This window comes from Gelidibacter algens (assembly GCF_001678675.1).
GTDB classification, from domain to species: Bacteria; Bacteroidota; Bacteroidia; order Flavobacteriales; family Flavobacteriaceae; genus Gelidibacter; species Gelidibacter algens.
This window is the reverse complement of record NZ_LZRN01000005.1, coordinates 12,146-38,444: the sequence shown is the minus strand read 5'-3', so window position 1 is coordinate 38,444 and position 26,299 is coordinate 12,146. Positions and strand designations below refer to the sequence as shown.

Sequence of the window (26,299 nt, the reverse complement as noted above, 5' to 3'; positions counted from 1 at the left end):
AATGAGGCAGAGAAAAAACTGGTTTGTAACATTGTGATAATGCCAAAGTTCGATCCAACGAAACCGTTGATGGCAGGCGCAGTTTCTTTTGCTAAATCCAATATTCAATTGAATGCCTTTTTGGTGAAAGGCAATGAATTAGTGCCCGCATTAGAAACCCACACAGATTCATATGCAACGGTAGAAACCGTCCTTGACCCTGTCAATCCCGACCGTACAGCATTATTTGAAGAAATAGGAACTTACTTTAAAATCCAGGATGAACATGGCAGAGAACCAATTATTGCCATCCCCATTAAAAAATACCTTCCAGAAAGTTACAGAAAGGCTTTTGGTTTTGCTGGAACCCGGCAGGGAGCGGTCTCTGATGACAGTTATTTCTGTGCCTTAAAAGAAAATTCCTTTAAAAATATAGATGTTGCAAATAAGGATATTGTTAACTGGGCGCAAGTGATGGCTTTTTGTTTGCATCAACCAAAGCTAGCGACTCAAATGGGGATACTTTATGAAAAGGTCGAGATGGAATTGCCTTCTTCCGATTATTTCAAAGATGGGGGTTGGGTTTACGTTGACTTTAAAGTTGGATCTTCTTTTAAGGACCTATTACCAGAAAATATCCAGCGCTACTCAGCTTGGATTCCACCGGTTACTGAAAGCAGAAATTTATTCAGCCCTGTGCTTTTTCCAGTAGAAGAACCAGAAGCAGCCGGTCCATTTGATGCTATTTTTGATGACGTTTTGCACTATAGCGATGGCTTCGCAAAAATTGTGCATTCCAGCCAGCCAATTAGTACTGATCATCTTGGAGAAGAGGCCAGTGGTACTGCCCCTGTAACGGATATGGGTATCCGTTTGGCGTGGGATGACGAACAGGTGCTAGAATGGTACAATCGCGGCTTGCAGTCACAAGCAAATATTGTTGCCGGGAATAAAGCCGATACTCCACTGGTTGTGAGTAAATACCGGATAGATGTCGCGCAAATTAATCCTGAGGATATTTCTTTAAACTCCGCTCAATTGGAAGAAAAACTCAAAGATACATGGAAGTCTCAAGTATCCTTAACGTCTACCAATTTAAAAACTGGAGATATTGACCTCGGTAAAGTTGATATGGAATCGGGGGTATCAGTATCGTTTGCAAAACATGGCGATAATGGAAGTTATTGGTTACCCGCTTATTTCACCAACTGGAATGGTACCTGTTTGTGTATTCCTGATCCGCTGCCAGAAAAACTCAACCAGCTCGATGTGATCAAGGATGAAATGATGAGAAATAAAAACGAGAATCCTGACGATTTGCCCAAAGCACTTTACACTCACCCAAAAGAAGATCAACTAGATTTGAAATATGGCAATGTTTATGCCTTTCGTGTACGCTTATCCGATATATCGGGCGGCGGCCCTGGGCCAAAAAGTAATTCCCAAAATAAGGGCGAACATAAAATAGCCGTTCAAAAATTCAAAAGATACGTTGCGCCTCAACCACCAACCATAAAGATAGCAAAAGATGGAAACTCTCTCGTTATCGAAAGGCCTCGCCTCAATTATCCTGCAGTACTTTACACCAATGTTGACACAAAAAAAGCTACCGATGAATTATTGGAGGACAGAAAGGAACTCATCGCATTGCGAAATCGCGACGATGCAACCCGTAATTTTCATACATGGCTTCGCGAGGTAAGTTTGCCCGATCCTGATGTAGCCCAGGTAGAAATTGTGGTAGAAATAAATACGCTCGATATGGATCGGGAAGATTCTTATCATGCAATTACTGGAACAACGCCTAAAGAAGCATATGTTTTTTTGTATAAAACGTTCCGGGATTTTCCGAAATATATATTAAAACATAACCATCCAAAAGATGTCATTGACCTTAAGCTTGACTATCAGGACATACCCGTGATTAATTTTTTAGCTCCTGATAAAAAGTTCGGATTAGTTGGGAAAATAAACAGTAAAAAAGGACCATTGCTACTTCCAACGGCAAGGGACATACGCATTACGATTCGTTCATTTTGCCCTAATGAAACCTCAGAATATTTTGGCTCGGAAGATTCAAGAATAAGTATTCCAACCGTGCAATTCCTTCGTCAGGATCCCAAAAAGCTTGAAAAAGAACCGTTATTGGATGAACCTATAGATTCATTGCTAAGTATGTTCTTTCAACCACAACCTATTATCACTCCCCAATTCAGGAAAGAACAAAAGACCCGCGGAAAAGGCAATGCAACCGATTCGGATTTGCTCGATCGGCTTGCAGCCATTACCAGTTTGACTCATAAAACAGGATCACTTACCGGAAAGGACAATGTCCGAACACAAATGGGGTGCAGTAAAATCATCAACCATTCTGTTTCGCCAGATCGCAGTTCTATAACCTTTGCCAGCCGTGATGATTTTTATCATAAATGGATCAATGTAATACAGCTCGATCTTAACCGCGACTGGACTTGGGATATGCTCAAGCCTGACAGCTTTAAAGTTTTCAGACATTGGAAGTTTGAGGGTAATGAAGACTTTCAGGAAAAAGAAGAATTGGGCATCATTGGCCTAACGAAAGGATTAAATTGGCAGGCAATGAATGAACCGAATCGTTCTTTTACGAAGTTGGTATTTATCGATGCCTTAGACCCAAAACCATCCGAAGGGAACTTTCCCGAACCTATAGAAGTACGGTATTTTATTGAACCACAATTTAAGCAGGTAATCAAAAATGATGTGCCTATTGAATTTGGATTTGATGAATCCAGCACTGTAAAGCAACTCACTAATTTACTGCCCATTACAACGGTTCCCGCACAAGTGCCAAAGATTGTTGCTGTAGGCATCGCTCTGTCTCCCGAAAGCCCGGAGGAAGAATTAATAGCAAACCGTTATTCGGAAACATTCAATCGTAATCGTTATTTGTGGGTGGAATTTGACAAACCCCTTGTGGATAATCAAGATATGTACTTTGCCCGTGTATTGTCCTATTCCCCAGATCCTATGCTCGCTGCGTTGGATGAACGTCTGGAAGGAACAATCTTATCGGATGGCTTTTTGAGGGACGGAAATAATCCCAATTGGACAAAGGAAAATTGGCAAGCTTATTTGCGGAATGAACAGCCCGAACCACCTATAAATCTCGATCCAGAGACGGTAAGGATCGTAAGGCCAGGCCAGCCGTTCGATCAAAGTGGTCTTGACGCCATGCAGGCTATGATACCTGCTAACGCGGTAGTTCCGGATGAGAAGCCTACACATTTTCTATTACCTCTTCCACCGGGAGTTTATCAAGATTCAGAAGAATTATTTGGCTTTTTCACGTATGAATTTCGAGTGGGACATGCCGATCCGAAAAAATGGTCAACCGCCCAAGGCCGTTATGGTTCTCCCTTGCGAGTAACCGGAGTCCAGCACCCTGCGCCTTCAATGATAGTACACACCATGAGAGATAGGGGTAAAATTCTGGTAAGTACACGGCATGCGCAATCTTTTTTTGAAGGAAGAAATGTAACCCCTTCCAAACCCAGAACCGATATTCATGCCTGCTTATATGCCCAGGTAATACAGGCCGATGGCGTTCAGTATCGGAATATTTTGCTCGATAAATTATTGTTGTTGAAACCTTTTTTGACGTTGGATTTAGATGAAGTGGAAGCATATAATAGACGTAAAATGGAAAAAGAAAATCCCGAAAAACCATTCAGTCCACCGGAATCGCCTGTATTATTGGCTGGCACACCACCTTATTCCGTCGGTTTTTGGAATATGAAAAACATTCGGGAAAAGTTGCGTTTCTTAGGCATTGATGAAAATGCACCTTTGAGTGTTTTATCCATTGAACTGATGCCCAGAAATGATTTTCATAATGGCGAAATACCCGATTCTAACTTTTCCATTCATCCACTATCCCCACAGGAAGTTTTATTGGATAAAATTAGAATCTTGAGAACGTCTAAATTGTGTCCGGTGATGGAAACCTGTCTCTTAGAAATATAAGCAACCTAGTTTTAAAAAGTTTCTATTTTAGCGTTCGATAATTGTTTCTAAAATCTAATTATAATATGAGCTTATGTAAAGTTTTCAAGACGTTAAATTTGGATTTATATCTGGAAAAACACAAATTACTTTCCAAATCATTTCTTTACGATAATTTTGAGTAATACATTGTGGTCACCAATTTTTGGCAATACTTAGACGGTCCTTACTGCGCTTCGGGCGTGTGGCCACTCTCGAAACTATCCGGCCAGAGCGCTTTGCGAAAATCCGGCCAACTATGAAAAATGAATGTCAACGTAATGTTAATCTGGAGCCTTTTCAATTATCCCATAATTTATAAAGTGAAAGTACTACTGCGCAATGCTGCATATTCGCATGTGCGACTTCTACTCTATTCTTGTAAATAATGATAGATGTGGATTAGCGTTTAACATTCAAAAAAATACGGTTCTTATCCTTTCGGTAGGTGATGCGAATCAGCAGTATGTGCCACTATAAAAAAGTTTGGTATTCTAAAAGGTGGTTTCCTAAAGAAACCTGTGGAATAGAAATTTTGAATTGGCGTCGAAGGTGCTTTTCTACCAGACTGGATGAATTAATATGTAGATTCGTTTTAGATCAAGATACAGGTAACACTAATTTATTGTATCTCTGTTGTACCCATCATATAAAAGAAAAGCTCCCGATTTCTCGGAAGCTTTGTAATCATTGACGTGGTCCCACCTGGGCTCGAACCAGGGACCACCTGATTATGAGTCAGGTGCTCTAACCAGCTGAGCTATAGGACCGGTTTAGAGGATGCAATATTACTACTTATTTTAAAATCTTACAACAATTTTACGGCTTTATCTCTTGGCACAACTCAATCAAAACACCATTGGTGCTTTTTGGGTGCAAAAAGGCGACTAACTTATTATCGGCACCTTTTTTAGGGATTTTGTTCAACACGATAAATCCTTCTTCGGAGAGACGCTCAATTTCTGCTTCTATATCATCTACTGCAAATGCAATGTGATGGACGCCCTCCCCTTTCTTTTCAATAAATTTAGCAATGGGGCTATCGGCTGAAGTCGCTTCTAACAATTCAATTTTATTGGGGCCCGTTTTAAAAAACGACGTACGGACGCCTTCACTTTCAACGGCTTCTGTTTTATAATGGGGTTTCCCAAAGAGTGCGGCAAATACCTCATTAGAAACATCCAAATCTTTGACGGCGATACCTATGTGTTCAATTTTTTTCATATTCATTTCCAGTGAAAGTAGGAATCTTATTAATTTTCAGCAAATTTACCTATCTACAGAAAGAATTTCATATCTGATTATAGTTAATCAAAGTTCAAACCTACTACAATTCAACTTTGTCTTACCAAAAATACAATAATCCTTAAATATGCTCTATTTTTGCAGTCGATAAGCCTCTATTTGGCTTTTAATTACTAATTTAAGTCATTGGATAACTACTTGATTTATAAAAACAAAACATTTTGGAAGAAAGTCATAGACAGAAAAAAATAGGAGGTATTTTACAGGAAGACTTGGTTGACGTGCTTCAAAGTGCAGCTACTAAAGGCGGTTTACGCGGTGTCATCATATCTGTAAGCAAGGTAAACGTCACAGCCGATTTGTCATTGGCAAAAGTATATTTGAGCATTTTCCCCAATAAGGAAGCTGCAGAATTATTGATTGGTATTCGCTCCAACACCCCATTAATTCGTCATGAATTGGCACAACGCACCAGACATCAACTGCGCAGAATGCCGAATTTAGAATTCTTTATTGATGATTCTCTCGAGTATATTGAACGGATTGATAAATCTTTAAAAGGGGAAGAAAACCCTATTAAGGATGCTGATTTACTGGACAAACGTAAAAAATCGTAATTGAACTTTGCGCTTTACATCGCTAAGCGATACCTCTTTACCAAAAGTAGCAATAATGCCATAAATATCATGACCATTATTGCAGCTTCAGGCGTGGTTGTTGCTGCTGCAGCGTTGTTTATTGTACTTTCAGGGTTTGCTGGCTTAAAGGATTTTAGCCTTGAATTTTCTTCTTTTGTTGATCCTGATCTTAAAATTCTTCCCTCCCAAGGAAAATCTTTTTTACTAACCGATAAAGATTCTACCGCTCTACAAAACATAGACGGTATTGCATCCTATTCAAATATTATTGAAGAGCGCATCATTATCGAATTTGATAATAAAAATATGCTGGCATCCCTGAAAGGTGTGGATGAAAATTATTTGAAGGTCACCCATATGGATTCTATGATTATTCAAGGTCAATGGTTCGAAAAAGGGAGTGGGCAAATGGTTTCTGGCTGGGGCATTGCGCACAACCTGTCTTTTGGTGTCTTAGATTATGGAAAAACACTCAGCATTTATGTTCCAAAACCTGGTGTTGGACAAATAAGTTCTATTAAGGGCGCCTTTAATTCACTGAATATGGTCAATATTGGTGTGTTTGATGTTAATGAGGATTTGAATGGAACTTATGTGTATACTGATATTGTAAACGCCCGCTATTTGATGGATTACGCCACTAACCAATTGAGTAGTATTGAAATTAAGCTGCAACCTAATGCAGATGAAGAAACCGTCAAAAACGCTATTTTGGATAATTTTGATACGGACGTTATAGTAAAAAATAGAGCGCAATTAAATGATTCACTCTACAAAATGTTGAATACTGAAAATTTGGTGGTCTATCTTATTTTCACCTTGGTCATCATCATTGCATTATTCAATGTGATTGGTGCTTTGATCATGATGATTTTGGATAAAAAGGGCTCATTGCACACGCTTTATAATATTGGTGCCACTACGAAAGATATCCGACGTGTATTTTTTCTTCAAGGCAGTTTGATGACTGTTCTTGGCGGATTTATTGGGGTTTTGATAGGTTTTATACTTGTAGTGCTTCAGCAGCAATTTGCATTGGTGATGATTACACCATCGCTCCCCTATCCTGTCAATATTAAATTTCTGAATATTGTGGTTGTCTTGGTAACCATAACTGTTTTAGGCTTGATTGCTTCTAAAATTGCTTCGGGACGGATTAATGAGAAGTTGGTGAGGAGTTAATGTTCCCGCCTTCGCAAAGGCTGCGGACGGGCAGGCGGTCTTCAGTCTTCAGTCTTCAGTCTTCAGTCTTCAGTCTTCAAAACTGTAAAATTCAACCCAAAAACAAAATTTCCAAGAGTAAAAAAAACTAAATATTAAAAAAGTTGAGGATTTTAGACGTGAACTTTCGATCTTCAAACTTCAAACTCCAAACTCCAAGTACCAAATTCATGCTTCATGCCTCATACTTCGCGCTTCATGCTTCACGCTTCATGCTTCAAGCTCTGAACTTTAAACAAACTCATAACCAGAAAAAGCTTCCAATACCTCATCAAAAGCCGCAAACACGTCACCAGAATCATCACTAGTCACCATTTTGGTGCGGTGCTCCTTGAAGTTTGGAATGCCTTTAAAGTAATTAGTATAATGCCGCCTAGTTTCAAAAACTCCCAGTTTTTCACCTTTCCAATCAATAGCCATTTGAAGATGTCGGCGCGCAGCATCCACGCGTTCTTCCAAAGAAATAGCCGCCAAATGTTCACCAGTATTAAAAAAATGTTTGACTTGCTTAAAAAACCATGGATTTCCAATACTGGCGCGGCCAATCATGCACCCATCCAATCCGTAAACATCACGCATTTCCATCGCTTTCTCAGGTGTATCGACATCACCATTCCCAAAAACAGGAATGTGCATCCGCGGATTGTTCTTAACCTCAGCAATTGGTCGCCAATCAGCATTGCCCTTATACATTTGTGCACGTGTACGTCCATGAATGGCAATGGCCTTACAGCCCACATCCTGCAAACGTTCGGCCACCTCAACAATTCTGATAGAATCATGGTCCCAACCCAAACGGGTTTTTACGGTAATTGGCAAATTGGTACGTTTGACCATTTCTGCCGTTAACTTTTCCATGAGGCACACATCTTTTAAAATGCCAGCGCCAGCGCCCTTACTCACAACTTTTTTGACTGGACAGCCAAAATTAATATCAATGATATCTGGATTTGATTTTTCGACAATATCAATAGTTTGGAGCATACTTTCAAGATTGGCTCCAAAGATTTGAATACCAACCGGACGCTCCCTTTCATAGATGTCCAATTTCATGATGCTTTTTGCAGCATCTCTGATCAAGCCCTCACTAGAGATAAACTCCGTGTAAACAACGTCTGCACCATGCTCTTTGCACAAGGCCCTAAACGGCGGATCACTGACGTCTTCCATAGGTGCCAAAAGCAAAGGAAAATCAGAAAGTTGTATGTCACCTATTTTTACCACGGTCAAAATTTTAGTGCAAAATTAGGTATTTTTCCGCAATTGCAATTATGAGACCTCAAAGGTTTCAAAATTCGTGATATGAGATAACACGATTGTCCTTGTAAAGGACGGGGTTCAAAATGTCAAAGCGGCCTCAATGTTTTTGTGATTTCAGATAATTGAATACTATTTAGGATGAAATTAAAGGAAGCGTAAAGACTTGTTATTTGCCGTTCTTGCATAATGATATCTCTAGAAAGACTAAAATATAGCCCCAAAAGTTTCTAGGGCACACAGCTTAAGAACAAAAATGTGCGAGTTGAGAACCTCAATCAAAAACAGCGTATATCCTTACAATTTTTGCTAACTCACTTAAACACCTGCAGCCACATCAAATGTAATTTCATGTTCGCTCCCATCATTAGACACGTATTTAACGGTAATATTTTCATAGGATAAAGAAATTATTTCTTGGCGGTTGGAGCTAGAATCAAATTGATGCTTAATAATTGTAACGTTTTCAAGTGTTACGATAAAATAAGCTATCTGGTTACTACTTTCAGATTCAACAAGAGTAATTACCATATCAGGGAAAGATCTACCTTGCATACTTGCTAACATGACATAGGGTGTTGCACTATCTATCCTCTTTACCACATACATTGGAGATACTTGAGCTCTTGCTCTACGTCTTCCTTTACCCACTCGTGCTGCACTCCCTTGTTCAATTAAAGACGATAGCCCAAAAATCTCTATTTGATCTTCAAAGCGAACAGCGTTTGATTCTCCAGCAATATCAGGAATTTTCAAATAACCAACGACAGTGTTGGAGGACGTTGGATTTTCTTGTATACTTTGACTGCTCATGGTATGGAAATTAAAAATATACTAATAAATAAGATGCATATTGTTTTCATAAAAATTTGATTTACTTGAAGTTATGAAATTTTTCGAGCATATACAACTTAAATATCTGTTTACCATATTATTTTCAAGGCATGAGCCGTGGAGTTTGCAGAGCCCTAATACTGTTAAGTTTTTTAGACGTTAAAATATAAAGACCTACCTATTCATAAACTAGGAAATTTAATCCTGAGATTTAGCGGCTTATAGGATTGGAAATATGATTGCGAAGCACTAAAGCTTTTTCGATTTTAAAAGCCAAAGACTATAAAAACCCAATCCAAATTCTCCAAGGGCACCAAAAACATAGGCAAGACTTGGAATTCCATCCAACCAGATGCTTAAAATCCTTCCAAAACCTAACCCCAACATAAAAATCATGTTGGTAATTACCGCCATTTTTAAATACTCCGTTTTAAAAATTCCCAAAATCCAAAGTGCTGAAAACCCTAAGTAGAGCCCCATCATTGCCTTAAATTGGTTCAATTCATCAAGTGTGTCTAATTGGAAATTTAAAAGCGAGTCCAATTGAAATCCATATATTATCGCCGTTGGCACGACGATAAGCACAGATATGAGAAGATGGATTTTGGTTACAAATTGGTTGTGACTGTTCATTTATAATCTCATAAAGCATATATTTATAAATCTGTCAGATATTGAAAATCTAAGAGGTACAACTCTTTTTAAAACTTTAAATCGGCCACAATTTGTTGCCCATTTCTATCAAACATCACCTTAGTTTCATCACCTTCTTCAAATACCGAGAGCGCTCTCATATAACCGTAGATATCAGTTATTGTGCTATCCCCTAATTTAAGCACAATATCACCCTTGAGCAATCCTGCTCTTGAGGCTGGTGTGTCTTCTCTGGTGCCATCGATCCGCATGCCTCTGCCATCAAATAAATAATCTGGCACAACACCTAAACCAACTTTAAATCGGGCCATCTCTCTACTTTCATCTTTCGTTTTTCTGAAGGCTAATTTTCCGCTGTTGTCCAACTCTGTAATCACATCAAAAATATAATCCGCAATGAGCTCCATCCCGTCATAATTCAGCTTATCAAAATCATCACTAGGCTTGTGGTAATCTTCATGTTGCCCGGTAAAAAAGTGCAATACGGGAATATCACTTAAATAGAATGAGGTATGATCTGAAGGTCCAACGCCAGATTCATCTTCTATCAAATTAAAACCCTTGTTGGCAGCATGCAGCACTTGCTTAAATCGTGGCGAGGTTCCTGTGCCGTAAACTGCCAAAGTGCTATCTGGTTTTAAACGCCCAACCATATCCATATTGATCATATAATTGGCGGTCTTGATATCAAAGGTAGGGTGTTTTACAAAATAATTACTTCCCAATAGGCCCATTTCTTCTCCTGAAAAAGCCATAAATAAGTAGTTGTTGTTGGTATTGGTTTTTCTCAATTTGGCTACCAAATTCAATAACACAGCAACACCACTGGCATTATCATCGGCACCGTTGTGAATGGCTTTATCCTTTTCACGGTACAAAGAACCTTCACCACCGTAACCCAAGTGGTCATAATGTGCCCCAATAATAATGGTGTTTTTTGCATTGTTGTCTATATATCCTAAGATATTAGTACCCGTTATGGTACTGTCTGTCGTTTTTGTATCATAAGACACGTCACCATGAGGATCTTTTTTGGGCTTAAAACTAAACGTTTGATAAAAGCCATCCGTCCCTTTTGATTGCAAGCCCAAGGCCTTAAAACGTTCTGAAATAAAGGCAGCTGCTTCCTGCTCTCCCTTAGTACCCGTTTCCCTGCCTTCAAAGCCGTCAGACGCTAAAACGGAAACATCATCCTTGATGCTTATTTCTTTGAATTTTTCCTGCTTACATGAGGTGACAAAAACTAAAAAGAGAAGTGCTATTATTGATTTCATGTTGATATCTATTAATTTTGTACTAAATTAAGTAATATCTGATTAAACCTGCAAAGTTTCAAAAGCCTTGTAACTTTTAAACAACTAATTTATGAAGCACATTTTTTTTATCACGATCCTTTCTATAGTTATTATTTCATGTAAAAACGAGGAGAATTTGAGACCGCAATCCACTAAAAACCTTGTTAAAACCGCATCTGATTCTTTAATTTATCCTGAAGAAAAATATTTCAAATCTTTAAAACAAATCACTTTTGGAGGCGATAATGCTGAAGCCTATTGGAGTTTTGACGACAAACAATTGGTGTTTCAGTCCAATAATACCAACTGGAATGTAGGTTGTGATCAAATGTTTTTGATGAATGCCGATGAAACATTTAAGGACAAGATGCCACCCATGATCAGTACCGGAAAAGGCCGGACCACCTGTGCTTACTTTCTACCAGACAATAAGCATATTATATACGCCTCTACGCATTTAGGTGATGAAGCATGTCCTGAAACGCCTCTGAAAAAGGACGGAAAATACATCTGGCCAATTTACGACTCTTATGATATTTTTGTGGCCGATTTAGAGGGCAACATCACCGCACAATTGACCAACGAAATTGGTTATGATGCAGAACCAACGGTCTCTCCGAAAGGCGATAAAATTGTATTTACCTCAACCAGAAATGGAGATATTGATCTTTACACCATGAATTTGGATGGGTCTGACGTTAAACAAATCACTTTTGAATTGGGCTATGATGGTGGCGCCTTCTTTTCGCCTGATGGTACAAAAATCATCTTCCGTTCTTCACGTCCTAAAACTGATGAAGCCATTGCAGAATACAAAAGTTTACTGGAGGAAGGTTTGGTGCAGCCCACTGAAATGGAGCTTTATATTTGTAATGCAGACGGTAGTGATTTGCGACAGTTGACCAACCTTGGTAATGCCAATTGGAGCCCGTTCTTTTTACCAGATGGAAAACGTATTATTTTCTCTTCAAATTTTGAAGCGGAGCGCGGGTTTCCTTTCAATTTGTATATTATTGGGATTGATGGTAAAGGTTTGGAACGCGTGACGCACAGCGAGACTTTTGACGCTTTCCCTGTGTTTTCCAATGATGGTAAAAAACTGATATTCTCTTCCAATAGAAATAATGGTGGTGGACGCGATACCAATTTGTTTATTGCAGAATGGCAAGACTGAAAGGATTGACATTCTGAAATACCTTAAAAACTGATACTAGTATTGCAGAATGGCAAGACTGAAAGGGTTGACATTCTGAAATACCTTAAAAACTGATACTAGTATTGCAGATTGGCAAGACTGAAAGGATTGGCATACTGATATACCTTAAAAACTGATACTAGTATTGCAGAATGGCAAAATTAATATTCTGAAATATCTCATAATGAGATACATATATTGCAGAATGGCAGGGTTTTAACCTTTTAACTTGACAGTGAAAAATCAGTGAAAATCTTAAGAAAACTGTGTCATCTGTGTTCCAATACATAGAACGCTGACAACGCTGATCGAACAGATTGTCACTGATTTTTATACGTTTATATGGTTAGGAATTCAATTCCCTTGTTTCTCCAAACGCTCTGTTTCTTGTTGCGACTTACTGCGTTGGTTGGTCTCTAAATTGGTGTTTCCAAATTTGTATCGAAACCCTAATTTGATAAATCTTGTGTCCTGATCGTAGAAAACCGAACTATTCTGATTCAAAAAGCGCGAACTGATATCAAAATTTTGTGTATTGAAAAGATCTGCAACAACCAATGAAATACTGCCCTTATCTTTTAGGATACTCTTTGAAATTGTCAATTCTGATTGTAATATATCTTTGATTTCTCTCAGACCACTCATGCTTTTACTGAGATAGGTGAGATTGAAATTGACGTTGAGACTTTGGTCTTTCAAAAACGTAAAATCATTGCTCAAAACACTGTAATTCGACCATAAATCCCTATCGATCATCATCCCATCAAATTCAGCTTCGTCTTTGGTATTAAAAAAAGAAGTTACAAAGTATAACGACCAATTATCCATGACATAGAAATAGGTAATAAAGTCAAAACCAAACTCTATGGTCTTACTAAGATTGACTGGTGTGTAAATCAAAATAGTGTTGGTGTTGTCTTGAAATGGCAGCTCAAATATATTATTTGTGTAGGTTTTATAGTAGGCCTCTACGGTATACGTGCCTCGAAATAAAGACGTTCCCAATACAGCATGATCAACAATTACAGGTTGTAAATTTGGATTTCCTGTAACGATATTAAAGTCATTTAAGTAGAACTGAAAAGGATTTAAATTTTGATAATTAGGACGTTGAATACTTCTTTTGTAATTGGTATACACAGAAACTTTATCTGAAGCACTATAATTTAAACTTGCAGTTGGGAACCATTCTAAATAATCTTGAGTTTTGGTCATTCCATCTGCTAAGGAATTGCTTTTGACATTAGTTTGTTCGGCCCGCAGTCCGGTAACCAAACTCAATTTTTCCCAATCTGTCGAGAAATTGACATAGCCGGCAAAATTGGTTTCATCATAATCAAAAGCATCCGTATTGTTAGGGTCAATGGTTTCTGTCCCGCTAATCACATCAAACTGTGTAATGTTACTTGAACTTCTAATATTAATGCCTTTAGCGCCTAATTCTAAATTTGAAATATCACTTAAAGGCAGCATATAATCAACCTTGGCAGTATAGATTTCCGTATCCTGATGATTGTCTGTTCTGAAAGCGGTAGTTTCCAAAAAGCTTCCGTCAGTATCGAAATAAGTGCTCTTTACATCTTGATTTCTACTATAATTAAATGTTGTAAAATGGAAATTCACAGAAAGTTTTTCGCCTTCATTTTTAAATTTATGGACGTAATCGAGATCAAATCCAAGGTTATACTTATCATCATCTGAGAAATTGTTAGCATCGAAAAAGTATTCCAAATTTTGATTGGCATCAAAAACATTGGTCGTATTGTTAATTTTATATTCAAAATAAGGCACTACGAGCATGTTAGATGACAAACTTAAAGTATTGTTTTCATTAAGGGCATAATCAAAATTGAAATTAAGATTGTGTGTCTTAGACCACGTATTTCTATTGGTATTGGATTTGAAGATTTGGTCTATGGCATTACTCCCGTCCAAATAATTGACCACATCGTTTTGGTCTCTATTAATCTTGTCTTGCGAATAGCTATAATTTGCAAAAAAATCAATCTTATCGTTCTTAAAAAAGTGACTTGTACCTGGATTGTACCGCGGAAAAACCCCTTGGGTGAAATTGGCAAATACATTTCCCCTGTAACCCGTAATTAAATTTTTACTCATTACAATATTAATGACCGTTCCGCTAGAGGCATCATACTTTGCAGAAGGATTAGTTATCACCTCTACTGATTTAATGTTATTTGCTGAAGATCCTTCTAATAGTTGTATCAGCTCCGCAGTGTTGAGATGTACCCTTTTATCATTGATATAAACGGTTGGTGTGGAGTTCTTAACTTGAATGGTATTGTTCAACACCAAAATTCCTGGTGTATTTTTGAGTACTTGAAACATGTTGCCTTCAATAAGTGCGGTATTTTCAATGTTGAATACCAATCGGTCAGCCTCCTTTTTTAAAGTTGGCCTTTTGACCAAAATATTAACTTCATCGAGTTCCTGAGAAGATTCTTCTAAAATAATAGTTCCCAATTGAATGGATTGGTTGACCAAAACCGATTTATAGATGTCAGTATACCCGATAAAGCTTAACTTTAACAAGTATTTATTTTCTAGTATCTTATCTAGGATAAAAAAGCCTTTTTCATTTGTTGAAATTCCTCGGACTAAACTAGAGTCTTGTGCATTCATTAAAATAACATTGGCAAATGCAATAGGTTGACCGTCTATGTCAGCAACAGCGCCTGAAATGAAATTATCCTGTGCGAAGCCTAGCATTGTTGAAAAAAAAACAACAAAAGAGTAAGCAAATTTTTATGGGGCGTTTCAAATTAGTTCGTTTAGGGTGTGCAATATATAAATAGTTTTAGGATTCTAATTACGGTTTTTCCGTAGAAATGTCACTACTTGGAAAGAATAAAAAACATCTATAACCTCAATAAATCAATTATCTTTGCAACTTAGTTAGCGCAGTTATTTATGAAGAACATTAGAAATTTTTGTATTATAGCACATATTGATCACGGTAAAAGTACCCTTGCAGACCGATTATTGGACTTTACAGGTACAGTAACCGAGCGAGAGAAACAAAACCAACTTTTGGACAGTATGGACTTGGAACGTGAACGTGGGATAACCATAAAATCTCACGCCATACAAATGGAATATACCTATAAGGGCGAAAACTATATTCTTAACCTGATTGACACTCCTGGACACGTTGATTTTTCTTATGAAGTGTCTCGTTCAATTGCTGCATGTGAAGGTGCTTTGCTAATTGTTGATGCTGCTCAAAGCATTCAGGCACAAACCATTTCTAATTTATATTTGGCTTTAGAGAATGATTTGGAAATCATCCCGATTTTGAATAAAGTTGATTTGCCAAGTGCAAATCCGGAAGAGGTTACTGATGACATTGTTGATTTGTTGGGCTGTAAGCCAGAAGATGTTATTCATGCAAGTGGAAAAACAGGTTTTGGCGTAGATAAAATTCTTGAAGCGGTTATTGAACGTATCCCGGCTCCGAAAGGAGATCCGGACGGGCCATTGCAAGCCTTGATTTTTGATTCGGTCTACAATACCTTTAGAGGTATTGAAACTTATTTTAGAGTTTTTAACGGCGAGATAAAAAAAGGACAAAAAATTAAGTTTGTCGCCACTGAGAAAGAGTATTATGCTGATGAGGTGGGCACCTTAAAACTGACACAAGTTCCAAAAAAAAGCGTTAAAGCTGGTGATGTTGGTTATTTGATTACCGGTATCAAAACCGCCAAAGAAGTCAAAGTTGGAGATACTATTACGGATTTTGCAAATCCTACCACCAATATCGTGGAAGGTTTTGAAGATGTTAAACCTATGGTTTTTGCTGGTATTTATCCTGTAGATACTGAAGATTATGAAGAGTTGCGTAGCTCTATGGAAAAGCTGCAGTTAAATGACGCCTCCCTAGTGTTTATCCCTGAAAGTTCTGCAGCATTAGGTTTTGGTTTCCGCTGTGGTTTCTTGGGGATGTTGCATATGGAAATTATCCAGGAACGTCTGGAGCGCGAATTCGATATGACGGTTATCACAACGGTTCCCAACGTATCCTACCATGCGTATACCAATAAAAATCCTGACGTTCCCTTTATAGTCAATAATCCTTCTGATTTACCTGATCCATCAACTGTTAATCGCGTTGAGGAACCTTATATTAAGGCCACAATTATTACAAAATCTGACTTTGTGGGCAACGTAATGTCTTTGTGTATTGAAAAACGAGGGATCGTTATCAACCAAACCTATTTGACTACAGAACGTGTTGAACTTACTTTTGAAATGCCTTTGGCGGAGATTGTTTTCGATTTTTATGACCGATTAAAAACAGTTTCTAAAGGTTACGCCTCTTTTGATTACCATCCTATTGGAATGAAAACCTCCAAATTGGTGCGTTTGGATATTTTATTGAACGCCCAACCTGTAGATGCGCTTTCCGCCTTAATTCATGCAGATAATGCACAGAATATTGGTAAAAAGATGTGCGAAAAATTGAAAGAACTGATTCCGCGTCAACAATTTGATATCCCTATCCAGGCCGCTGTGGGTGCTAAAATTATTTCTAGAGAGACTATCAAGGCACTTCGTAAAGATGTAACCGCCAAATGTTATGGTGGTGATATTTCCCGTAAACGTAAACTTCTTGAAAAACAGAAAAAAGGTAAAAAACGTATGCGTCAAGTAGGAAATGTTGAGATTCCACAACAAGCATTTATGGCCGTTTTGAAGTTGAATGATTAGTCAAGATACTATCTCATTTAATATTTAAAGTAGCAAAAATCCATTCCTATATGTGTACATAGATTCGTTTTCTTTCGAATCTGTTTTGATAATTGATCTTAATTAGCACAAAGTACGTTGCTGTCATACTTTAGGCCACGGTACATCTTACTTGTTTGACTTTTATTTCTCATAATTATAATCTGCGAAATTTCATAATCCTAATATTGGTGAATCAACTCACCAAATAACATGATATTTGGTGAATGAACTCACTAAAAAAGGCTGTATTTGGTGAATACCATAGTCTTTCGAATGATTTATCGTGTTATTGAACCAGCTATTAGTAAAAAATTTGGAAAAGGCAAAGCCATTGTACTCATTGGTCCTAGACAAGTTGGCAAAACCACTTTATTGAATTCAATCATCCATGACAAAAACCATCTCTTTCTTGATGGAGATGATCCAACGTTTAGGAACATACTTCAAAATATCAATACAAAACAACTTAAAACACTCATAGGAAACCATGAATTGGTTTTTATTGATGAGGCACAGCATATTGAAAATATTGGACTGACTTTAAAACTTATCACGGATCAATTTAAAAATGTTCAACTTTTAGTGAGTGGTTCTTCTGCATTTGAAATTAAGAATTTAACTAATGAACCCTTAACAGGACGAAAATGGCAGTATTACCTTTTTCCTATTTCATGGGAAGAATTTGAAATCTACAGCGGTCATTTAAAAGCTGTTCAGCAATTAGAACAGAGGATTTTATATGGAATGTATCCCGATGTCATCACTAATTTAGGTGAGGAAACAGAAATTTTAAAAACCCTTTCAGACAGTTATTTGTACAAAGACATTTTGGCTTTCCATAACCTAAAAAAACCAGAAGTACTGGAAAAACTGATGCAGGCCTTAGCCTATCAAATTGGTCAGGAGGTGAGCTACAATGAACTCTCACAACTTTTAGGAATTGACAAAAATACGGTCAGCAGTTATATTGATATACTATCCAATAATTATGTCATTTTCAAACTCCCAAGTTTCAGCAAAAACTTGAGAAACGAAATTAAGCGCAAGCAAAAAATTTATTTTTATGATAACGGTATGAGAAATGCTATCATAAACGATTTTAGACCCTTAGATGCTAGACAAGACAAAGGAGCACTATGGGAGAATTTTTTAATCAGTGAGCGTGTTAAACGAAATACATACCATTTACTTTTGTCAAAATCCTATTTCTGGCGAACGACAAGTCAACAAGAAATAGATTATATTGAAGTGACTAATGGCGCAATTTCAGCCTACGAAATTAAATGGAATGAAAAGGCCAAAGTAAAGATTGCCAAAGCGTTTGAGAAATCATATGATACCAAGGTCAGTATTATAAATAAATCCAATTTCATCAACTTCCTTAATCCTTAAATTTATTTAAATTTTATCGATGTAATGTGCTCAAATATTTTGTAGTTTTAAAGGACTCATAAAATTAACCAATGACCATATTTCATATTAGTGCAGAATGCTTTCCAATTGCCAAAGTTGGTGGCTTGGGAGACGTGGTTGGTGCACTTCCTAAATACCAGAATAAATTGGGAGAGACCAGTAGTGTCATCATGCCCTTTTATAATAATAAATTTACACATTCACATACCTTCAAAAAGGTATTTAGTGGACGCTTTAATTTAGGGAGAACTTTTAATTTTGATATCCTTACTCTTGAAGATAACACTTTAGGTTATGACCTCTACCTTGTGCATATTCCTGAATTGCTATATACAGATTATGTGTACTCTTCCAATGATACGGAGCGCTTTTTAGGCTTTCAGATTGCCGCTTTGGATTGGTTAGTGCAATTGAAAACACTGCCTGATATTGTGCACTGTCATGATCATCATACAGGCTTGATTCCTTTTATGATGTCTCAGTCTTATGCCTATCATAAATTAAGAAATACGCCAACGGTAATAACCATCCACAACGGACAATATCAGGGATGGTTTAGCCATAATAAAATCCACCTCATCCCTCCGTTCGATTTTTCAAAAGCTGGACTGTTAGATTGGAAGCACCTCATCAATCCGTTGGCTTCAGCCATAAAATGTGCTTGGAAGGTTACAACAGTATCTCCAAATTATATGGAAGAGCTAAAATTTGCAGCCAATGGCCTTGAAGATTTGCTGCGTTATGAAAGCGGAAAATGTGTGGGTATTTTAAACGGTATTGATGATAAGGTATGGGATCCCGCTACAGATGATAGTTTAATAAAAAACTATAGTGTTAAAACCGCTAATTCGGGTAAAAAGGTGAACAAGGAGTGGTTGTGCAAGGAGTTCAACCTCAACCCAGAACTTCCGTTATTTGCATTTATTGGACGTTTGGTAGGCGAGAAAGGTGCTGATTTACTGCCTGAGATTTTCAATAATTCACTATATCATAAAAATTTATCCATTATGATGTTGGGTTCAGGCGATGCTGTGGTGGAACAAGAATTGGACCGTCTGAAAAATCAGTACCCCGGTTTTTACAATACTTATATTGGGTATAATGAACGTTTGGCCCATATCCTATATGCTGCTGCCGATTTTTTAGTGATGCCCTCACGCGTAGAGCCATGTGGCTTAAATCAAATGTATGCGCTGCGTTATGGAACCGTGCCCATTGTCAATAAAGTGGGAGGACTGAAAGATACCGTTGAAGATTTTGACAATAGTGGTTTTGGTATTTTACATGATGGTGCAACCGTGCAGGAAGGTAGTTTTGCCATTCATAGAGCTATTAATTTTTACAATGATACCGATAGGTTCAAAAAAAATCGTAATTTAATCATGAAAATTGACCATTCTTGGGATTCATCCGCACAAGTTTATATCAATCTTTATAATTCATTAATCCTATAACTATGTACCACGACAATGTAATTTCCATCATTTTGGGTGGCGGTCAAGGCTCTCGACTTTATCCGCTTACTGAATCACGTTCAAAACCTGCTGTTCCTATTGCGGGAAAATATAGATTGGTGGATATTCCTATTTCAAACTGTATCAATTCAGAAATCAAGCGAATGTTTGTTTTGACGCAGTTTAATTCGGCATCCCTCAACAAACACATTAAAAACACCTACCACTTTAGTTTTTTCAGTCAGGCCTTTGTAGACGTTTTGGCCGCGGAACAGACCATGTCAAACAATACATGGTTTCAAGGTACGGCTGATGCGGTACGGCAGAGCATGCACCATTTTTTGAATCATGAATTTGAGTATGCGCTTATATTATCCGGAGATCAATTGTATCAAATGGATTTTAATAAATTGTTGGACGCGCACAGAGAAAGCAATGCCGAGATCACTATTGCGACATTGCCCGTAAAAGAAAAAGAAGCCACCTCGTTTGGAATTTTAAAAACAGATGAAAATAATATCATAACATCATTTATAGAAAAACCAGATGCCAGTTTACTGCCAGATTGGACCTCTCAAGTAAGTGATGAGATGAAAGCTCAAGGCCGTAATCATTTGGCATCTATGGGTATCTATGTATTTAACAGAGACCTTCTCATAAAGTTGATGAGTAATCCTGACACTAATGATTTTGGTAAGGAAATCATCCCACAATCTATTGATAAACACAAAACATTAAGTTACCAATTTGAAGGCTATTGGACCGATATTGGAAACATTGATTCATTTTTTGAAGCCAATTTGGGGCTTACGGATGAAATTCCGCAATTTGACCTCTTCAACAATAAAAACCGTATTTACACCAGGGCGAGAATGTTACCAACCACAAAAATAAGTGGTACCACACTTAATAAGGCCGTAATTGCGGAAGGTTGCATTATAAACGCCTCAAAAATTGAGCATTCTGTTATTGGCATTCGTTCAAGAATAGGTCATGAAACTACCATTATTAATACCTATATGATGGGTAGTGATAGTTATCAGACCTTTGATGAAGTCACCTCTAGTTCAAAAATTCCAACGGGTATTGGGGAACGCTGTTTTATAAAAAATGCTATTATTGACAAAAATTGTCGGATTGGGAATGATGTGAGAATCAATGGAGGCACAACTACCAAAGACACAGAAACTGACACTTACGTGGTTAGAGATGGCATAATAGTGATCAAAAAAGGGGCAACGATTCCGCACGGAACAGTAATTTAAGCATCATTTATAAAGGATTTTTAGGAAGCTTCAGGCAATTAGTTTGGAGCTTCTTCTTTTTCTTTAGATGCGGTTTTTTCCTTCTGAATTTTCTCTACATCAAAAGGTTTGCCCAAATACACCAATTTCCAACCTTCCGTAAATTCCTCATCATCCTTATCGATATTTGAGATGATGTGCAGTTCATTGGATTCATCCTTTAAGAATAAAGGAATGATATTTTGATCTCTTCCACCAAGTTCAATTAAATTTTCATAATGGTCCTTATCTGTAATGTCCATTTCATGTATTGCCGGATATTTTCGGGTGGTTTCAGTTAATGAGATAAAATCATCAGATTGTAAAAAAATGTTTTGTTTGGGGGTGTAGTTTGGATCATTTAATTCTTCTGAAGTAATCAGCCTGAAGGCTCCATTTTCTCCGAATTCTTCACCAAATCTGTTGATGGCGAATTGATTAATATCAGAGTTTCCGGTCAATGCAATGATATAGCCTACATCATTCAATTCGATATTATCCGCTAAAGAATCCGCATAAATGTTTGTATTGATAGCTTCAAGACCCAGTTCATTTGCTTTGTTGACGTTGTTCTGATTGTTATCAATAAGCACAACGTGCCTTTCGTTTTCTTCTAAATAATTTCCAATCAATCGCGAAGCCTTAGAGGCACCAATAATTAAAATCCCATTAGATTTTTTCAAAAATACCCCAACCCATTGCGCCACAAAACGTGCAGTTGTAGCGTTAAGTAGAACTGTTCCCAAAACAATCATAAACACTAAAGGGGTAATATATTCTGCATCCGGAACCCCGTTTTTTGCCAACTTTAACCCGAATAAAGAAGCAATTCCAGCGGCAACAATTCCTCTAGGGCCCACCCAACTGATAAATAGCTTTTCATTAAGTTTTAAAGAAGATTTATGGGTACTTAAAAACACCCCAAGTGGCCGCAATACAAATACTACAATTGCAAATAATACAGCGGTGTTCCAATTATAAATAAGTAGAAGATCCTCCATATTGATGTTGGCCGCAAGCAAGATAAATAAAATAGAAACCAGCAATACGCTCAATGATTCTTTGAAATACAATAATTCCTTTAAATAAGGCGAATTGGAGTTACCCAACACCATGCCCATCACAACTACAGCTAATAATCCCGATTCATGTGCAAAAGAATCAGACAATACAAATACTCCCAATACACAGGCTAAAGCAAAAACATTGAGTAGGTAATGTGGAATCAAACGTTTGTTGATAATGAAATTGAGTCCATGTGCAAAGGCAAAACCAAAAGTACTGCCAAATAATACAATCTTTCCAAACTCAATAAATGCAGTTTTTGTAAATGCGCCACCAACATCTACACTTATAAACTCAAATACCAATACGGCCACTAATGCACCTATAGGATCAATCAGTATACCTTCCCATCTCAATACAGCAGAAACATCTTGTTTTAAAGGAATATTACGCAAAATAGGGGTAATTACTGTAGGACCAGTAACAATTATCAATGCTGAAAAAAGAAAGGACATTTCCCAACTTAAATAGAATATAAAATGTGCTGCTACTGCGGCGCCGAAGAACGTGACAAGTGAACCGATAGTGATCAGTTTTGAAATAACCGGACCTACATTTTTGATTTCTTTGACACGTAAGGTCAATCCACCTTCAAATAGGATGACACTTATGGCCAGTGAAACAAAGTAGAAGAGACTTTCCCCAGGAAAAAGTCCCTCTTCACCATTATAGATAGGTTCTATCCACTTGGAACCGTCACTAGAAAGATATTCTGCGGCAATAGGTCCTACTAAAAGTCCAATCAATATTAACGGTAATATGGCGGGTATTTTTAATTTCCAAGCGACCCATTGAGCCAAAATACCTAGTATGATAATTCCTGCAAGTTCAACCATATAATTTGTCCTGTTTGTGTATTAAAAAGGTGGGTAAAGTTATTTTTTTGGTGCAATGAACCTTAAAATATATCATAAAAATGAAATCGAGTGCTTTCCAACAAAGCAAAAGCGGTATTACTTGTAAGCTAAAACCAGTTTATTTCTCCTTGTCCTTTGAGTCAAAAGTGTAATACAATCTCTTTAAACTCTTTTTTAATACGGTGAATCGATAAATGCCAATCACAAAAAAAATGGCACTAAAAACCAACGCTAACATGGCCAAATATTTAAAATCAGGAAAATTCTTTAATTGGAAAAAAGCAATGCCGCCCAAAAGCAGGTATAAAGAAGATCTGATATAAGAAAGTAAAGTGCGCTCATTGGCCAAGCGGGTGCGTTCAATGGCAAGATAATCTCTTAAAATAACTTCCTGGTCAGGTTTAAAATCCCGCCCGAATCTTAAAAGTTTTATTTTGTCTAACTTCAAAGCAGCAGGAACAATTCTTTTCATAACTCTTTTTTATAAAATTAAATTATTTTTAATCGGATTCAAATTCTCTAAGCTAATACTTTCTATGGATTAAATGTTAAAAAACAGCCAATATCAATGCCCTAAACCTTCAAATTTTAAGTGTTTTAGTAATTTGCAAGTTCAACAAAGTCCAAAAATTACACCTATGCAATTATATCCTATTGAATCTGGTAATTTCAAGCTCGATGGTGGTGCTATGTTTGGTGTTGTGCCAAAATCTCTTTGGCAACGCACCAATCCGGCAGATGCCAATAACATGATTGATATTGCGGCGCGTTGCTTGTTGATTGAAGATGGTAACCGTCTTATTTTGATTGATACTGGGATGGGAGATAAGCAAAATGACAAGTTTTTCGGCTACTACTATTTATGGGGAACTGATTCCATCGATAACTCACTAAAACAACTTGGTTTCCATCGGGATGACATTACAGATGTTTTTATGACCCATTTACATTTTGACCACTGCGGGGGTAGCGTCCAATGGAACAAAGATAGAACTGCTTATGAACCTGCGTTTAAAAACGCACACTTTTGGAGTAATAAGGAACATTGGCAATGGGCGACCCAACCCAATAATCGTGAAAAGGCCTCGTTTTTGACAGAAAATATCCTACCAATGCAAGAAAGCGGTCAACTTAAGTTTACCGGAATTGCTGAAGATCGACTTCTCAAAAATTCTGAACTGGGTTTCGATATCTTTTTTGCCGATGGCCATACCGATAAACAAATGATCCCACTCATCAAATACAAAGATAAAACCATCGCTTTTATGGCCGATTTATTGCCAACCGTTGGACATTTGCCATTACCATTTGTAATGGGTTATGATACCCGCCCATTGTTGACTTTAGATGAAAAAGAACTCTTTCTCAATAAAGCCGCCGATGAAAATTTTTACCTCTTTTTGGAGCATGATGCCCACAACCAAATCATCACTGTAAAACATACCGAAAAAGGGGTGCGGCTGGATAAAACCTATACTACACAAGACATTTTTACAAATTAATACGAGATCATATGAAATTATTTAAATCATTCACTATGCTTGCGTTTGCAGCAAGTATCCTACTTAATTGTGGCCCATCTTCAGGGGTTGTTACAACGCCGTTAGAAAATATAGATAGCCTCCCACTAAAAATTTCAGACTTAACTGAATTTGAAAAGCAACATTGGGGACATTTAGATCTTAAAAATGACACCATCCCTGGGATGAGCGTGGACAGGGCCTACAATGAAATTATTAAAAATAAAAAAGGCACCTCCACCATAGTTGCTGTGATTGATTCGGGTATTGACATTGATCATGAAGATCTACAAGGTGCTATCTGGATCAATACCAAAGAAATTCCAAATAATGGGAAGGACGATGATAACAACGGGTATGTTGACGATATTCACGGATGGAATTTTTTGGGAGATGGTTATAATGAGCAGCTGGAATATGTGCGTTTACTGGCTACTGGCGATACTTCAAATCCAAGATATGCAGAAGCAAAGGCAGAACGCCAATCAGAATATGATAAATATGTTGGTATCAAAACCAATTATGAGCAGTTTTTGCAACAAATCAAAAATGCTGATGACGCCTTGGCTAAGGAAACAAAAAAAGAGAATTACACCAAAGAAGATGTCAATGCCATCAACACTAACAATCAAACACTTCAACAGTACATTGCTGTGGCAAAATATGTGTACAGCTTAGATTTTGATACTTTAAAAGCGGCTACTAAAGAGATTAGCCAAGGATTAGTGGACATTACAGACCGTCTCAATTACAACCTTAATATGGAATTTAAAGGACGAAAAACAGGGGACAATCCTGATGATATGGTACAGAAATTCTACGGAAACGGTAACATAAAACCAGTAAAGGATTCTGAAAGTCACGGGACACATGTAGCAGGCATTATTGCAGCCTCTAGAAATAATGGCAAGGGTGGCAATGGAGTTGCCAACAATGTAAAAATTATGAGCCTTAGAGCAGTTCCTAATGGTGATGAATACGATAAAGACATTGCTCTGGCTATCAGATATGCTGCCGATAATGGCGCCAAAGTAATCAACACAAGTTTTGGTAAATACTACTCTCCACATAGTGACTGGGTAAGAGAAGCCATTGTTTATGCCGCTTCCAAGGATGTTTTGATTGTAAATGCTTCCGGAAATGAAGGTGCTGATTTGGATACTAAAAATGTGTATCCAAACGATGCCATTGGAACTGGAGTTGAAGTTGCGGATAATTTTATCAGCGTGGGCTCTTTAGACCCTAAATACGGTTCAGGAATGATTTCTGGATTTTCAAATTATGGTAAAATAAACGTTGATATTTTTGCACCAGGAGGAGAAATTTACTCAACCTTCCCAGAAAATGATTATGAAACCATTGGTGGTACCTCTATGGCTTCTCCTGCAGTTGCTGGAATTGCCGCGCTAATTCGTTCACAATATCCAAAATTAACGGCGCCACAGGTTAAAAAAATTATCATGGATTCTGGTTTGTCTTTAACCACTAAAGTGATTGTAGGTGGTGATCCATCACAAGTAAAATCATTCAGCACACTTTCAAAATCACAAAAAATTGCCAATGCCTATAATGCTCTAATTCTAGCGGCACAAGTGGCAAAAAACCTCTAATAAAAATCTA

At 37.4% G+C, this 26,299-nt stretch carries 18 protein-coding genes and 1 tRNA gene; 10 read left to right on the top strand and 9 right to left on the bottom strand.

Annotated elements, in window-relative coordinates; all coding sequences use genetic code 11:
- Positions 1-39: 39 nt before the first annotated feature.
- On the top strand, positions 40-3,981 hold the full coding sequence (locus tag A9996_RS03370) for a hypothetical protein (RefSeq protein ID WP_146608924.1): 3,942 nt from the start codon (positions 40-42) through the stop codon (positions 3,979-3,981).
- Between the two features lie 714 nt (positions 3,982-4,695).
- On the opposite strand, the gene A9996_RS03365 is transcribed toward A9996_RS03370, so the two are convergent.
- Both A9996_RS03365 and mce read right to left on the bottom strand, forming a co-directional pair.
- Positions 4,696-4,769: transfer RNA gene (locus tag A9996_RS03365), tRNA-Ile, on the bottom strand.
- Positions 4,770-4,818: 49 nt separating this feature from the next.
- Complete coding sequence (gene mce / locus A9996_RS03360; RefSeq protein WP_066430870.1) at positions 4,819-5,223, bottom strand: methylmalonyl-CoA epimerase; 405 nt, start codon at positions 5,221-5,223, stop codon at positions 4,819-4,821.
- 242 nt (positions 5,224-5,465) lie between these two features.
- On the opposite strand from mce, the gene rbfA reads away from it, so the two are divergent.
- Positions 5,466-5,861, top strand: a complete 396-nt coding sequence (gene rbfA, locus A9996_RS03355) for a 30S ribosome-binding factor RbfA (protein ID WP_066430869.1) — start codon at positions 5,466-5,468, stop codon at positions 5,859-5,861.
- Entirely contained in the window at positions 5,862-7,064 is a 1,203-nt protein-coding gene (locus A9996_RS03350; RefSeq protein ID WP_066430868.1) for an ABC transporter permease, read from the top strand.
- A 270-nt stretch (positions 7,065-7,334) separates the two neighbouring features.
- On the opposite strand, the gene dusB is transcribed toward A9996_RS03350, so the two are convergent.
- From dusB to A9996_RS03330, 4 genes are all read right to left on the bottom strand, one after another.
- Positions 7,335-8,327, bottom strand: coding sequence for a tRNA dihydrouridine synthase DusB (gene dusB / locus A9996_RS03345; protein ID WP_066431110.1), 993 nt, complete (start codon positions 8,325-8,327; stop codon positions 7,335-7,337).
- Between the two features lie 351 nt (positions 8,328-8,678).
- Positions 8,679-9,173, bottom strand: a complete 495-nt coding sequence (locus A9996_RS03340; protein WP_066430867.1) for an Hcp family type VI secretion system effector — start codon at positions 9,171-9,173, stop codon at positions 8,679-8,681.
- A gap of 270 nt (positions 9,174-9,443) precedes the next feature.
- Entirely contained in the window at positions 9,444-9,827 is a 384-nt protein-coding gene (locus tag A9996_RS03335) for a DUF4345 domain-containing protein (RefSeq protein ID WP_066430866.1), read from the bottom strand.
- A 68-nt stretch (positions 9,828-9,895) separates the two neighbouring features.
- Positions 9,896-11,122 (bottom strand): M20/M25/M40 family metallo-hydrolase, encoded by a 1,227-nt coding sequence (locus tag A9996_RS03330; protein WP_066430865.1) that lies wholly within the window; start codon positions 11,120-11,122, stop codon positions 9,896-9,898.
- Positions 11,123-11,213: 91 nt separating this feature from the next.
- On the opposite strand from A9996_RS03330, the gene A9996_RS03325 reads away from it, so the two are divergent.
- Positions 11,214-12,317: a TolB family protein gene (locus tag A9996_RS03325; protein WP_066430864.1), complete on the top strand. Its 1,104-nt coding sequence runs from the start codon at positions 11,214-11,216 to the stop codon at positions 12,315-12,317.
- A 375-nt stretch (positions 12,318-12,692) separates the two neighbouring features.
- Here A9996_RS03325 and A9996_RS03320 read toward each other — a convergent pair whose 3' ends face one another.
- Positions 12,693-15,068, bottom strand: a complete 2,376-nt coding sequence (locus A9996_RS03320; protein ID WP_066430863.1) for an outer membrane beta-barrel family protein — start codon at positions 15,066-15,068, stop codon at positions 12,693-12,695.
- A gap of 201 nt (positions 15,069-15,269) precedes the next feature.
- On the opposite strand from A9996_RS03320, the gene lepA reads away from it, so the two are divergent.
- From lepA to A9996_RS03300, 4 genes are all read left to right on the top strand, one after another.
- A complete protein-coding gene (gene lepA, locus A9996_RS03315; protein WP_066430862.1) occupies positions 15,270-17,066 on the top strand; it encodes a translation elongation factor 4 in 1,797 nt (598 codons plus the stop codon).
- A 273-nt stretch (positions 17,067-17,339) separates the two neighbouring features.
- Complete coding sequence (locus A9996_RS03310) at positions 17,340-18,479, top strand: ATP-binding protein (protein ID WP_245905265.1); 1,140 nt, start codon at positions 17,340-17,342, stop codon at positions 18,477-18,479.
- 71 nt (positions 18,480-18,550) lie between these two features.
- Positions 18,551-19,954: a glycogen synthase gene (locus A9996_RS03305; RefSeq protein ID WP_066430855.1), complete on the top strand. Its 1,404-nt coding sequence runs from the start codon at positions 18,551-18,553 to the stop codon at positions 19,952-19,954.
- A gap of 2 nt (positions 19,955-19,956) precedes the next feature.
- Entirely contained in the window at positions 19,957-21,219 is a 1,263-nt protein-coding gene (locus tag A9996_RS03300; RefSeq protein ID WP_066430854.1) for a glucose-1-phosphate adenylyltransferase, read from the top strand.
- Between the two features lie 38 nt (positions 21,220-21,257).
- On the opposite strand, the gene A9996_RS03295 is transcribed toward A9996_RS03300, so the two are convergent.
- Positions 21,258-23,138 carry a cation:proton antiporter gene (locus tag A9996_RS03295; protein WP_066430849.1) on the bottom strand — a complete coding sequence of 627 codons (1,881 nt, stop codon included), beginning with the start codon at positions 23,136-23,138 and terminating at the stop codon, positions 21,258-21,260.
- A 139-nt stretch (positions 23,139-23,277) separates the two neighbouring features.
- A complete protein-coding gene (locus tag A9996_RS03290; RefSeq protein WP_066431103.1) occupies positions 23,278-23,592 on the bottom strand; it encodes a DUF202 domain-containing protein in 315 nt (104 codons plus the stop codon).
- Between the two features lie 205 nt (positions 23,593-23,797).
- Between A9996_RS03290 and A9996_RS03285 the strand changes: the two genes are divergently transcribed.
- Positions 23,798-24,661, top strand: coding sequence for an MBL fold metallo-hydrolase (locus tag A9996_RS03285; RefSeq protein WP_066430848.1), 864 nt, complete (start codon positions 23,798-23,800; stop codon positions 24,659-24,661).
- 11 nt (positions 24,662-24,672) lie between these two features.
- Complete coding sequence (locus A9996_RS03280; protein WP_066430846.1) at positions 24,673-26,289, top strand: S8 family peptidase; 1,617 nt, start codon at positions 24,673-24,675, stop codon at positions 26,287-26,289.
- The last annotated feature ends 10 nt before the right edge of the window (positions 26,290-26,299 follow it).

What these genes read in the sequence shown, in the direction of transcription:
- A9996_RS03370 (WP_146608924.1), top strand. Translation starts at nt 40, where the DNA reads ATGCCAAAGTTCGATCCAACGAAACCGTTGATGGCAGGCGCAGTTTCT.
- mce (WP_066430870.1), bottom strand. Translation starts at nt 5,223, where the DNA reads ATGAAAAAAATTGAACACATAGGTATCGCCGTCAAAGATTTGGATGTT.
- A9996_RS03340 (WP_066430867.1), bottom strand. Translation starts at nt 9,173, where the DNA reads ATGAGCAGTCAAAGTATACAAGAAAATCCAACGTCCTCCAACACTGTC.
- A9996_RS03335 (WP_066430866.1), bottom strand. Translation starts at nt 9,827, where the DNA reads ATGAACAGTCACAACCAATTTGTAACCAAAATCCATCTTCTCATATCT.
- A9996_RS03330 (WP_066430865.1), bottom strand. Translation starts at nt 11,122, where the DNA reads ATGAAATCAATAATAGCACTTCTCTTTTTAGTTTTTGTCACCTCATGT.
- A9996_RS03325 (WP_066430864.1), top strand. Translation starts at nt 11,214, where the DNA reads ATGAAGCACATTTTTTTTATCACGATCCTTTCTATAGTTATTATTTCA.
- A9996_RS03320 (WP_066430863.1), bottom strand. Translation starts at nt 15,068, where the DNA reads ATGCTAGGCTTCGCACAGGATAATTTCATTTCAGGCGCTGTTGCTGAC.
- lepA (WP_066430862.1), top strand. Translation starts at nt 15,270, where the DNA reads ATGAAGAACATTAGAAATTTTTGTATTATAGCACATATTGATCACGGT.
- A9996_RS03305 (WP_066430855.1), top strand. Translation starts at nt 18,551, where the DNA reads ATGACCATATTTCATATTAGTGCAGAATGCTTTCCAATTGCCAAAGTT.
- A9996_RS03300 (WP_066430854.1), top strand. Translation starts at nt 19,957, where the DNA reads ATGTACCACGACAATGTAATTTCCATCATTTTGGGTGGCGGTCAAGGC.
- A9996_RS03295 (WP_066430849.1), bottom strand. Translation starts at nt 23,138, where the DNA reads ATGGTTGAACTTGCAGGAATTATCATACTAGGTATTTTGGCTCAATGG.
- A9996_RS03285 (WP_066430848.1), top strand. Translation starts at nt 23,798, where the DNA reads ATGCAATTATATCCTATTGAATCTGGTAATTTCAAGCTCGATGGTGGT.
- A9996_RS03280 (WP_066430846.1), top strand. Translation starts at nt 24,673, where the DNA reads ATGAAATTATTTAAATCATTCACTATGCTTGCGTTTGCAGCAAGTATC.